The organism is Arenibacter amylolyticus (assembly GCF_002150785.1).
GTDB lineage: Bacteria > Bacteroidota > Bacteroidia > Flavobacteriales > Flavobacteriaceae > Arenibacter > Arenibacter amylolyticus.
This window is the reverse complement of the sequence record NZ_MTAZ01000014.1, coordinates 1-11,814: the sequence shown is the minus strand read 5'-3', so window position 1 is coordinate 11,814 and position 11,814 is coordinate 1. Positions and strand designations below refer to the sequence as shown.

12 protein-coding genes and 1 pseudogene are annotated in these 11,814 nt (G+C 40.7%); 4 read left to right on the top strand and 9 right to left on the bottom strand.

What is annotated here, in order from left to right; translation table 11 throughout:
• Window positions 1-22: 22 nt before the first annotated feature.
• From lpxD to BV214_RS06610, 3 genes and pseudogenes are all read right to left on the bottom strand, one after another.
• Window positions 23-1,015 (bottom strand): annotated as a pseudogene (gene lpxD, locus BV214_RS06620) (UDP-3-O-(3-hydroxymyristoyl)glucosamine N-acyltransferase).
• 245 nt (window positions 1,016-1,260) lie between these two features.
• Window positions 1,261-1,482, bottom strand: coding sequence for a VF530 family protein (locus BV214_RS06615; protein ID WP_086476712.1), 222 nt, complete (start codon window positions 1,480-1,482; stop codon window positions 1,261-1,263).
• A 44-nt stretch (window positions 1,483-1,526) separates the two neighbouring features.
• Window positions 1,527-2,885, bottom strand: a complete 1,359-nt coding sequence (locus tag BV214_RS06610) for a DEAD/DEAH box helicase (RefSeq protein ID WP_086476711.1) — start codon at window positions 2,883-2,885, stop codon at window positions 1,527-1,529.
• Window positions 2,886-3,175: 290 nt separating this feature from the next.
• Here BV214_RS06610 and BV214_RS06605 point away from each other — a divergent pair, with 290 nt between their 5' ends.
• The 4 genes from BV214_RS06605 to hpf all read left to right on the top strand — a co-directional run bounded on the left by BV214_RS06605 (window position 3,176) and on the right by hpf (window position 6,586).
• Window positions 3,176-4,192: a M4 family metallopeptidase gene (locus BV214_RS06605; protein WP_086476710.1), complete on the top strand. Its 1,017-nt coding sequence runs from the start codon at window positions 3,176-3,178 to the stop codon at window positions 4,190-4,192.
• Window positions 4,189-4,452: a hypothetical protein gene (locus BV214_RS06600; protein WP_086476709.1), complete on the top strand. Its 264-nt coding sequence runs from the start codon at window positions 4,189-4,191 to the stop codon at window positions 4,450-4,452. The genes BV214_RS06605 and BV214_RS06600 overlap by 4 nt, the downstream gene beginning before the upstream one ends.
• A gap of 174 nt (window positions 4,453-4,626) precedes the next feature.
• On the top strand, window positions 4,627-6,177 hold the full coding sequence (locus BV214_RS06595; protein WP_086476708.1) for a M20/M25/M40 family metallo-hydrolase: 1,551 nt from the start codon (window positions 4,627-4,629) through the stop codon (window positions 6,175-6,177).
• Between the two features lie 109 nt (window positions 6,178-6,286).
• Window positions 6,287-6,586: a ribosome hibernation-promoting factor, HPF/YfiA family gene (gene hpf, locus BV214_RS06590; protein WP_086476707.1), complete on the top strand. Its 300-nt coding sequence runs from the start codon at window positions 6,287-6,289 to the stop codon at window positions 6,584-6,586.
• Window positions 6,587-6,758: 172 nt separating this feature from the next.
• Here hpf and BV214_RS06585 read toward each other — a convergent pair whose 3' ends face one another.
• The 6 genes from BV214_RS06585 to BV214_RS06560 all read right to left on the bottom strand — a co-directional run.
• The gene (locus BV214_RS06585; protein ID WP_086476706.1) at window positions 6,759-7,016 is read right to left on the bottom strand and encodes an acyl carrier protein; all 258 of its coding nucleotides are present in this window, start codon (window positions 7,014-7,016) and stop codon (window positions 6,759-6,761) included.
• Complete coding sequence (locus tag BV214_RS06580) at window positions 7,013-8,296, bottom strand: beta-ketoacyl-[acyl-carrier-protein] synthase family protein (protein WP_086476705.1); 1,284 nt, start codon at window positions 8,294-8,296, stop codon at window positions 7,013-7,015. The genes BV214_RS06585 and BV214_RS06580 overlap by 4 nt, the downstream gene beginning before the upstream one ends.
• The gene (locus tag BV214_RS06575; RefSeq protein WP_245806756.1) at window positions 8,293-8,718 is read right to left on the bottom strand and encodes a 3-hydroxyacyl-ACP dehydratase FabZ family protein; all 426 of its coding nucleotides are present in this window, start codon (window positions 8,716-8,718) and stop codon (window positions 8,293-8,295) included. The genes BV214_RS06580 and BV214_RS06575 overlap by 4 nt, the downstream gene beginning before the upstream one ends.
• 139 nt (window positions 8,719-8,857) lie before the next feature.
• The gene (locus BV214_RS06570) at window positions 8,858-9,913 is read right to left on the bottom strand and encodes a type III polyketide synthase (RefSeq protein WP_086476703.1); all 1,056 of its coding nucleotides are present in this window, start codon (window positions 9,911-9,913) and stop codon (window positions 8,858-8,860) included.
• 7 nt (window positions 9,914-9,920) lie between these two features.
• Window positions 9,921-10,631, bottom strand: coding sequence for a methyltransferase domain-containing protein (locus BV214_RS06565; RefSeq protein ID WP_086476702.1), 711 nt, complete (start codon window positions 10,629-10,631; stop codon window positions 9,921-9,923).
• A partial coding sequence (locus BV214_RS06560) for an NAD(P)/FAD-dependent oxidoreductase (RefSeq protein ID WP_317045168.1) occupies window positions 10,628-11,814 on the bottom strand: 1,187 nt, incomplete at its 5' end. The genes BV214_RS06560 and BV214_RS06565, both read right to left, overlap by 4 nt.

The following is an 11,814-nucleotide window of genomic DNA, read 5'->3' as shown; positions in this document are numbered from 1 at the left end:
AATTAAATTCAGGTTTTTATATTTAGTTCCTAGTCAGTTTTCTCAAGGTTGCCCATTGCTTTAACATTTCCCTAGCGTCCGTTGCTGGGTACCCCAAAACAGTTTTCCCGGAAGATACATCATTCATTACACCAGATCCGGCACCTACTACTGCACCTGCGTTTATAGTGGTATGGTCTTTTATTGAAGCACTGCCTCCTATAATTACCCCATCCCCCAAAGTTACAGAGCCTGCAAGGCCACTATTCCCGGCCATGATACAAGATCTACCCAAAATACAGTTGTGGGCAATCTGCACCAAATTATCTATTTTACATCCGTCTCCAATGATAGTTGCACTAAACTTCCCTCTATCTACACAGGAGTTAGCTCCAATTTCTACGTAATTTCCAATAATCACATTTCCAATTTGTGGTACTTTAACCAATCCCCTACCGTCTTCACTAGGTCTATAGCCAAAACCATCTGCACCAATACTCACGTTGTTGTGAAAAATACAATGGGCACCAATTACACTACGTTCCCTGACTACCGTTCCAGACCAAATTACCGTATGGTCTCCGATGGTAGAATCGTCAAAGACAGAAACGTTGGGGTACAAAATCACCCCATCTCCCAAGCTTACGTTTTTACCTATATAACATCCTGCACCAACCTTACATCCATTACCAAGAACAGCAGTGGGGTGAACCGATGCCATAGGATGAATTTCATCTTCCAACAAAGGGCCCTCAGGCTCCAAGGCCTCCAATAATTTAGCCATTGCCAAGTCCGGATTCCCCACCCTGATAAAAGCTCTATTTTCTCCGGGTAATATAGATATGTTTTCACCTACAATGGCTGCGCTAGCCTGCGAACTTTCCCAGATTCGGGCATATTTGGCGGTACTTATAAAAGTGATTTGTTAACTTTGGGCACGTTCTAATTGTTCTGCGCCAGTTATGGGTTTGTCATAGCTTCCCTGAAGCTCTCCTCCTAATAATTGGCAAACTTCTTCTACTCTAAGTGTTTTCATTATATATTTTGGTTGAAATAATATTAGGGCTGTAAGTAAATAGGAATTTTTTAATATAGGCCTATAGTTGATAATATAATAAACAATTAGGGATGAGTTTACTTGAAATACCCTCCTAGAAATCACAATATCAACATATAGAACGGCTCGTTTTATTTATCCTGTTACTTAAATAAGTTGTATGGAAGGAGTAGCCGAAAATCGACATTTTCCACTCGCTTGCATTAAGATATGCAGTCTTTTAATCAGGGATGCTGACTCTTAACGGTTTTTAGGTAAAGTTGCTCTACCTTTTGTCGCGCCCAAGGTGTTCTTCTCAAAAAGGTAAGACTAGACTTAATGGAAGGGTCGTGATTAAAACATCTAATATTTATCTTGGTTCCCAAGGCTTCCCATCCGTAGTGATCTACGAGGGATTCTAGGATCACCGCTAATGTTTTTCCATGCAATGGATCGTTACTACTCATGGGGTTGTTATTTTATGACTATTTTACCTAAAGGGAAGCACAGACTACCTTCTGTTTTTGTTTCTTTTGGCCGCGTTCTTATCCCCCCTAGTCAGAGGTTTTTTATATTTTCTAGCTATAGTTCGTTTGTAGGATCCTCCCAAATTAACCTTTTGATTCTTTTCCAATTTCTCATGAAAGGCACCCCCACCTTCTTGGTCGTTGGCAGCTCTGTTGGCCTTGGCAAGTTCCATATCTATAGGACGTTCTTCAGGAGCCAATTTTTCGGAAATTTCTACTTCCTTAGGGAACTCTAGTACGGGAATTGAAAAATCCATTAAAGCTTCTATACTGGATTTAAAATCCTCTTCCATCTCTGTAAACAATAAGATGGATTTCCCTTTTTGCTTGGCCCTTCCGGTTCTTCCAATTCGGTGAATGTAATTTTCAGGAAACTTTGGGGTGTCAAAGTTAATGACGTGACTCACTCTATCTAGGTCAATTCCCCTAGCCATAATGTCCGTAGAGATTAAAATCCTATTCTGCCCTTCATCAAACCGATCAATGGAACGCAACCTATAATTCTGGGTCTTATTAGAGTGTATCACATCAATTTCAGCACCAAACACCTCATTCATTGCTTCATATAATCGGTCGGCACTTCTTTTGCTTGAAATAAAAATCAAAACCTTGTTATATAGCGTCTTGTCCTTTAATAAATAACACAATAAGTTTATTTTGGTGTAAAAATTTTCAACGGCATAGGAAGTCTGATCAATATTGGCCAAGGGAGTACCGCTAATGGCGATGGATACCTTAACCGGACTGATAAAGAAGTCCTCTATAAGCTTGGCTACATCCTCTGTCATGGTAGCCGAGAACATAATATTTTGCCTTTTTGAGGGAAGCAATTCCAAAATATTGGTAATCTGAAATCGGAAGCCAAGGTCTAACATAACATCTACCTCGTCTATCACCAGCTTTTTCACATCTCGCAACTTAACCGTCCGGTCTAAACAAAGATCGTACAACCGTCCGGGAGTGGCCACTAAAATATCGCAACCCTGGGCTACCGCTTGTCGCTGTGTATTTATATTGGCTCCTCCATAAATTCCACATACCCTACTACTCGTATAGGTGGCAAAAGAGTTTATATTCTCTACCACTTGAACTACCAGCTCTCTTGTGGGCACTAAAATTAAAACACGGGGATTTATTTGCTTGGAGAATTTTAATTCTTGTAGGATTGGGAGGATATAGGCCAAGGTCTTACCAGTCCCTGTCTGGGCTATTCCTACCATGTCTTTTCCGGATCGGATTACCGAAAATGATTGTTCTTGAATGGGGGTTGGGGAATCAAATCCCAAATCCTCAATTCCGTACAATATTTGTTTTGATAGATTTAAATCCTGAAAAGTGGTCATTTCTTATATTTTGGCCAAAGGTAAAACTAAATTTAACCACATTATTCCTATAATACCAATAATCCTGCAAAAACCCACCTTCCACCCTATATCCACCAACTAATTAGCAGCTAGTTTGCAGTTTTATTCCCTAAAACTATAAAACTCCCAAGTAAGCATGTCTTTAAACCCAAGTACTTATCTAGTAGTAAAGCCTCTAGAGCAATAATAAAGGTTAATTGGTAAGGAAAATTATATGTAGGTGAAAAAATGTTGGTAAATTGTAGCTATAACCTTTAATCCAGCATCTTATGTGCCAAAAATTTAAATGCAGCATTGTTCCCCCCTATATCTTGGAACAATTAGCCAAGCGGGGCAGCAGCAGTTGCAAGAAGACCCTTTTGGAAACTCAACGGATTGCCCTAAGCAGAAACCTGGCCATTAACAACCTTCTTCAACGAATAGATTTGGAAGGCGCTGGAGAGCGGTTTGTTTACGATTGTTTAAATGAATATCGGCAACAGGTGAAAATTTCGCGAAGTGAGGGAGAAGCCCCAGTAGCGGATAAAACAACTAACTACGCCTATGATTATTCTGGTTATGTAAGGGATTATTTTAAGGAAGCCTTTATGTTAAATTCTATAGATGGAAAAGGCATGGCCATTCGGTCCAATGTACATTATGGTAAGGATTATAACAATGCATTTTGGGATGGAGATGAAATTACTTACGGTGATGGCGATGGGGTACAATTCTCCAATTTTGCAGCTGGTATAGATGTGGTTGCCCATGAACTCACCCATGGTATAACCCAATTTTTAGGGAATTTGGAATACAAGGGACAGTCTGGCGCCCTGAACGAGCATTTTTCCGATGTTTTTGCAACTATTATAAAACAACGTTTTTATGCACAAGACATCACCGAGGCAGATTGGCTTATTGGGGATACAGTGGTAGGCAGGGATTTTCCCGGAAAAGCAATACGATCCATGAAAGCTCCTGGCACAGCCAACCAATTTGATAGTCAGCCTAATCATATGGATAACTATTATACAGGAGCTTCCGATAATTATGGGGTGCATATTAACTCTGGAATCCCAAACAAGGCGTTTTATTTAAGCTGTATGGCCATAGGCATTGATGACTGTTCCCTAATATGGTTTAGTACCTTACGTAAACTTTGGCGTACTGCCAATTTTCAAGATATGTTGGGGGTAATTACGGAGGTTGCAAATCAATTAATGAAAGAGGAAAAGGTGTGCAACACTGCCTCTACCGCCATTATGGAAAGTTTTTCCGCGGTGGGTATAATTCCCCTTACAGTATGAAATACAAAATGACTATAGAAGGTGGCTTTGTCGGTATCCCAAAGACTTACCAGGGGGAACATAGGATGGATAATAAGGAAAAATCCCAATTGATTCACCACCTACAAAAGACATCTCCCAAAAGAAACACCAACGCCAGAGATGCACTTACTTACCATCTAGAACTAACGGACCTGGATAGGGTATATAATTTTGAGTTTGATGAGTTTAATATTCCTAAAGAAGTTCGTATGTTTATCAATTCGATTATTAAAAAATAAACTGCACGGTATATAAAGACCTTTCTAACCCTGTTCCCAAGGGAGCAAATGTTGTTAGGTAGCATTGTTGTGTGAGGATTTTCTTAAGAATCGACTTTTTTCGAATGCCTATTGATCCCTAATTTCAACCGGTATTTTTTTATTAGTAACTCAAAATCAATTAATACCTTAAAAATGAAGAGAATTAAATTATTTATTACGGTGGTTGGCCTTGCCATAGGTCAACTTACTTTCGCTCAAGTAGACAAGGAAATTATCCAACAAATGGTAAAGGAGGCCAATGAAAACTCGCAATTGGAGTTGTTGGCGCATGAAATGCTAGATGTTATTGGTCCTCGATTGGTAGGAACACCACAGATGCAGCAGGCTGGAGATTGGGCAGTAGAAAAATACAAGGAATGGGGAATTCCGGCCGAAAATGAACAGTGGGGAGAATGGCGTGGATGGGACCGTGGTATAACCCATATAGATATGGTTCACCCTAGAATACAAAGCTTAAACGGAACCCAGTTAGCCTGGAGTCCAAGCACGGGTAAGAGAGGAGTTACTGGCGAATTAATAACCTTACCCATGGTGGAAAATGCTGCACAATTTGAAGCTTGGCTACCCAATGTAAAAGGAAAGCTAGTAATGATTAATATGAAGGAACTTACCGGGCGCCCAGATTATAACTGGGAGGAATTTGCAACGGAAGAGTCTTTTGAAAAAATGAAGGAAAAGCGCCAACTACAAAGAGAAGAGTGGGCAGAAAACATGAGGCGTATTGGTCATAACAGACGTACCCTACCTACGGTTTTGGAAGAAGCAGGTGCCATAGGAATTGTTACCTCCTACTGGTCTAGGGGATTTGGGGCCAATAAGATTTTTAGCGCTAGCACCAAAAAAATTCCCACGGTAGATATTTCCTTGGAAGATTATACCATGCTATACCGCTTGGTAGAACACGGTAGTAAACCTCAATTAAAAATTGTTGCTCAATCCAAAGACTTAGGAATGATGCCCAGTTTTAATACCATTGCTACTATTAAAGGAACTGAAAAGCCTGAAGAGTACGTAATTCTATCGGCACATTTCGATTCTTGGGATGGTGGTACTGGTGCAACGGATAATGGTACGGGTGTTTTAGTAATGATGGAAGCTGCCAGAATCCTAAAGAAATATTATCCCAATCCTAAGAGAACCATCCTTGTAGGCCTATGGGGCAGCGAAGAGCAAGGTTTAAACGGGTCTAGAGCATTTGTAGAGGACCATCCTGAGATTGTCAATAATATTCAGGCCGTTTTTAACCAGGACAACGGTACGGGAAGAGTAGTGAATATTAACGGAGCGGGATTTTTACATTCCTATGATTTCATATCTAACTGGTTATCTGCCGTACCCGAAGAAATCACTGGACATATTGAGACTAATTTCCCAGGAAGTCCTGCCACAGGTGGTTCGGATAATGCATCGTTTATTGCAGCAGGTGCACCTGCCTTTAACTTAACCGCTTTAAACTGGGCATATTGGAATTATACTTGGCATACCAATTTGGATACCTATGATAAAATTGTTTTTGACGATGTTAGGAACAACGTAATTCTAACAGCAATTTTGACCTATATGGCAAGTGAGGACCCCAATACCACCTCCAAGGAAAAAATTGTACTTCCAACAGATTTTAAGACTGGAATACAGAGATCTTGGCCAACACCACGTGCCCCTAACAGAAAGGGAGGATTGTAAAAGCATAGAAGTCTTTTTTTCTTGGGTTTGATGAAAATAAGTACTATATTAATGTTTGAGAATTAGAGATTAATAAATTAAGTGAAACTAATTATTAAACTAGATATATATGAATATCAATTTTGAGTATGTTGATGTAAAAGCCAGTGCTCGCTTAGAGGAGATGGTAACAAAAAGACTAGAGAAATTAGAAGACAAATATGATTTTATAGTTCGTGCCGATGTGTTCTTCAAAAAAGAAAATTCCGCCTCAAATAAGGGGTTTATTTGTAGTGTTAAACTAAGTGCCCCAGGACCGTTATTGTTTGCAGAATCCAACAACGAAAAGTTTGAGATGTCTATTGCTGAATCCATTGATGACTTGGAAAGGCAATTGCAAAAAAGGAAGGGAAAAATGAAAACACATTAGTATAAAGAACTTTCCTAAGAACACCCCGAAAACCAAAAATGAGTTTTCGGGGTGTTTTTTTTCATCTAATTGCTACAAATAAAAACCAATAGATACTCTCGTATCCAGTCTCCTCCCCAACAGATTTCGTCAGAAGAAAGACTAATAGCGTCACTCTTAATTTTAAAAATGATTATTCTTTGTCCGATATTTTTTGAGTCAGAATCCTAAGGGCATCTTTAACAGTTTCCATCCGGGCCATATCCTCATTTTCAAAAGTAATCCCATAAGCATCTTCTACATCAAGGACAATATCTACCAAATTGGCCGAATTAATATTTAGTTCTGTTATAAAATTACTGTTTTCCTTAATTTCTGAGGTAGCTACATCTTCGGGTAAATAATCCTCGATAATTTTTTTCAGCCTTTCATAATGGGTTTTATTGTTCATGGTTGGTCTGGTTTATATGCTTTAAAGATAATGCAGGCATTAACGTCCCCAAAACCAAAACTGGCTTTTGCAATAATATGGGGATTATACGAAAAGGTTTGTAAGGGGATTTTGGATGCATCCACAATTTCTAAAATTGCTGGATTTAGGTCACTACAATTTATATTGCCAAACACCAGCTTTTCCTTGAACTGCAATATACTAGCAACGGCTTCCACACTTCCCGAAGCCGCCAGGCAATGACCCACTAGCCCCTTAGTAGTATTGATAAAGGGGAAATCCTTCCCACTTCGCCCCAAGGCCTTACTCCAATTGCTAATTTCTTCTACGTCCTTAGCGGTTGCTGTAAGATGTCCATTTATTACATCTACCTCGTTTTTGCCAATATCAGCATCTTCCAAAGCGGTTAAAATACATCGTTGTACTGCCTCACTATTGGGAGCGGTCATACTTCCACCTCCCCTTTGTCCGCCACTATTTACGACACCGCCCAGGAGTTCGGCATATATTTTTGCCCCCCTAGCCAGAGCGTCCTCCAAGGACTCTAGGACCAATGCCCCTGCCCCGCTCCCAGGTACAAAGCCAGCTGCAGAGGCACTCATTGGTCTACTGCCCCGTTCCGGATTATCGTTGTAACGCACTGGAAGGATGCGCATAGCATCAAATCCGCCCCAAATATAAGGACCGCTATCACTACAACTACCCACTAACATCCTTTTGGCTTTTCCTGCCCTAATCCGTTCCATGCCCAAAATAATAGCCTCCGTTCCAGTGGCGCAGGCAGAGGAATTTGTGGTTACCTGGTTCCCTAACCCCAGTACCCCTCCTAATTGGGCGCTTATACCGCTGGCCATGGTCTGCATTACCGAGGTACTTCCCAATCTGCGGGTTTGTTTATTGTCTATAAGATGTATGGCCTCCCTAAACTTATTGGTCCCCAGTATCCCAGTGCCAAATACAATTCCGCTATCCCAGTCTGGATGGTCTTTGGCGGTGGACTTTAGCCCTGCATCTGCCCAAGCATCCATCCCAGCGATTACCCCATAAACCAACCCGCTGCTATTTAACCCTTTGCGTTGTAGGGGTGTAAAGTAAGCATTCATATGTTCCTCTTTAATTGCTGGCTTGCCGGCAATTTGGCATCCAAAGCCCAAATCTGCCAATTCTTGGTGGAAGGTAATACCACTCTTCCCCAAAGCAAGGCTGTTTGTGAAATTGGTGAGTCCAATTCCATTGGGCGCGCAAACCCCTAATCCCGAAACTACTACCCTAGTCTTCATTGTATATTATTTTTAAACATTCCGGACAAAGTTCCACTACAGACTAGATCGCCTTCGGAATTATACATTTTTACGGAGCATTTTAATTTCTGGAATCGGAAGTATAATTTTTGAGAGCTCACTATTACCTTTTCCAAAGGGTATACTGGCAAGAAAAATTTCATTTCGCTACCACTCATGGCTATTTGTGGGTGGGTTAAATTATAATTTTCCTCGTCTAGCAAATAGATCCCCAATGCTACCAATCCTATTTGGGCGCAACACTCTGTTAATATTACCCCTGGGGTTACCGGATTCCCGCTAAAATGTCCTTTATAGAAATATTCGTTTTCCTTAAAGGTGTAGCTTCCCTTAACAGATTGTTCATTAATCTCCATAATTGAATCGACAAATAAAAAGGGAGCTTCGTATGGGAGTTTCATTAAAATATGATGTACATCCATAGGCACAATTGAATCGTTAATTTCATATCCGGTTAGTCTGTTTTGTTCAGAATATTGGACTTAAGGGTAATTAAAAGTACCTCTCTCCTCCAGTATTAGGGATTATTAATTGAGTAATCTACCACTCTAATAGTATCCGTTGCGCAGAGAATCCAGGACCAAAACTCAACATAAGCCCTTGTTCTCCCTTAGGAATATTCTTTTCCATAAATCGCTCTAACACATAGAGCACCGTTGCGCTACTCATATTTCCGTATAAGCGTAGCGTTTCCCTAGTGTGGTCCACGTTTTTCCCCATTTTTCCAAATAACTGCTCCACTGTCTCCACTATTTTCTTTCCGCCAGGATGAAAAATTAAATGATCTATCGCTTCAATATCAGTCCCAAATTTGGCAAGGAAAGGATGGATTATAGCTGGAAAATGGGTCGCGATGGTTCCGGGAACCCCAGGGTCCAAAATCATCTTTAATCCATGATTGCTTAGGTGAAATCCCATTAGTTGGGTGGTATCTTTAAAATGGTACATCGCATCCCCTATAATTTTGGGTCCCACAGCATCCTCATCGGAGGATAACAATACACAGGCTGCTCCATCCCCAAAAATGGCAGCACTTACCATATTTGCCATGGAATAATCCGAAAGTTGGAAAGTGGCGGTGGGACTCTCCACAGCTACCACGGCGGCCCTTTTACCAGGATTCGCTTTCAAAAAGTTATTGGCATAGATTAATCCAGAAATGCCAGCAGCGCAACCCATTTCCGTTACTGGCAACCGCACCACATCTTTTCTGAGTGATAGTGAATTAATTAAATAAGCATCTAGGGAAGGAATCATAATCCCGGTGCAACTAACCGTTATGATGTAATCCAAGCTTTGAGCCTCCCAGTTACTTTTTTCAAGCGCATTTGAAAGTACCCTACTCCCTAGTTTTTTTACCTCGCGCACATAAATATCATTCTTTTCCTCGAAGGAGGTGGCAGTAAAGACGTCCTCTGGACTCATTATACTATACCGTTTATCTACGGCTGCTCCCTCAAATATTTTTATTACTTTTCGTCTATACCGGTCCGGCTGACCGCTCAACCAATTTTCAACAAGAGGCAATATTTCCTTCGTAGCCCTACTAAAAGCAGGGGTTTCCTTGGTGACGGTTACTATTCTTGTGTGAATCATGGATCGGTTATTCTCTTTTTAATCGGATTACCCAAAGATACCTGAAGGCCCATTTCCAACTTAAATTATGCTGTGCCGTTGGGAGCTGTCTGGCATATTTCCGTAATTCGGATCTGGTAAAAGCGCTTTTTATGGAAACTAGTCCATCGTGCTTTGCAACCTCGGTTGTCATGAAAATTGCACTATACAACCTAAACAGCTGATAAGCGATTCTGCTTCTTTGTAAATCGTTTATCACCACCCCAACCCGGGCCAACCCCAAAGTCTTCTTAAGAAATATTGGAATCTCTTGGTTATTAAAATGGTGCATGGTAAGGGTGCACAAAACAATATCTGCTTGCATCTCCTCCTCTTTCATTAACAGCACATTCTGATTTATATAGGAGATGTTGGGATAATCCAACGAATTTCTTTTTGCAATTTCCAACGACTTTTCATTGAGATCTACTCCTATCAGGACTAAGCCTATCCCCGTATCCTTATAAAATCTGGCCACTTCCCTTAGCATTTGTCCATCTCCGCAGCCGATATCCATAATGCTATACGCGCTTTTTGGATATTCCCTAATCAATTTCCGTATAGCGTTAAGGGTGATAGCAGTCCCATGTAACAGCTTGTTCACCCTATTGATGTCTAGCAATACTTTTTCTAAAGAGGCCACATCTAAAGTATGATCGTCCATTAGTTCCCTTCCTGTAAATCGATGGGTGAAATTCATACCGTATCTATTTGTTTTCCATGGGTGGCTTGGACCAACTTACTAACAATATAAGGAGAATAGTTCAAAAACTGCATGGTCCTTTGGAAAATTGCGGGACTCAGTAAAAGGGACTGTAATTGTCTTCCCATCCATAATCGTTTCTCGTAGGTGGCTTGCCATTGGGTAGTATAATCTTTTTCCAAGTCCTGCCTTTTATAATTGGAATCCGTAAAGTAGCGATGAATCAATTGCGAGGCTATTTTTGCACTATGTACCGCCATTGCCATCCCGTTTCCACAAAAGGGATGAATTAGTCCCGCAGTGTCACCACATAGTATAATATGGTTGGTTATGGCGCTCTTTTTACCAAATGCAATTTGTCCTATGGTCATAGGTTTATCAAATAGCATTTGAGACCTTTCAAAAAAATCTTTTAAATACGGGTTTTTGCAAAGTACATTCTGCTGAAAGCTCTCCAAATCTTTTTCCCTCTTAAAACTGTCGTACGAAACCAAATAACAGAAATTAATTGCTCCGGTTTCTGTCTTTGATAGCCCACCATAACCTCCTCTAAAATTATGAACGGCTACTAAATTACTGGGAAAGGAAGTTGATTTATAATGAGCTTTAACCCCTAGCCAAGGCGATTTCCCTTTAATAAAGCTGCGCTGCAGATTTTTATCTAGCCCATCCCGTTTTCCATAAGCCCCCACCACAAACTTAGCAGAGTATTGCGCTCCCTTGGAGTCCAAAACCGTAAATTTGGAATTTGAATATTCAATGGAGGTTATAGTTCTTTGGAGGACGGGTACACCTGTTGATACCGCTTGAGAGTACAGGGCGTGATCTAAATGAACCCTACTAATTCCCAATCCACCTAAGGGCAACTTTGTGGTAATAGACCTTCCATTTTCAGTACTCAATAGCATCCGGTCAATATTATTAAGCTTGGGTAAGCAGACGCCTAAGCTTTCCAAATAGGGAACCACCTCCTTGGAGAGATATTCCCCACAAACCTTATGATGGGGGTATTTCTGCCTTTCAAAAACAGCCACATGAACCTTTTTTAATTGCAAATGCAGGGCAGCGGTTAATCCGGCCAGGCCCCCACCCACTACAATAACATCATAATTCCCCATCTGAAAAAGATACAGAATTAAATCGAGTAGGAAGGTAGCCATTATTTGGCTACCTGTCCTCT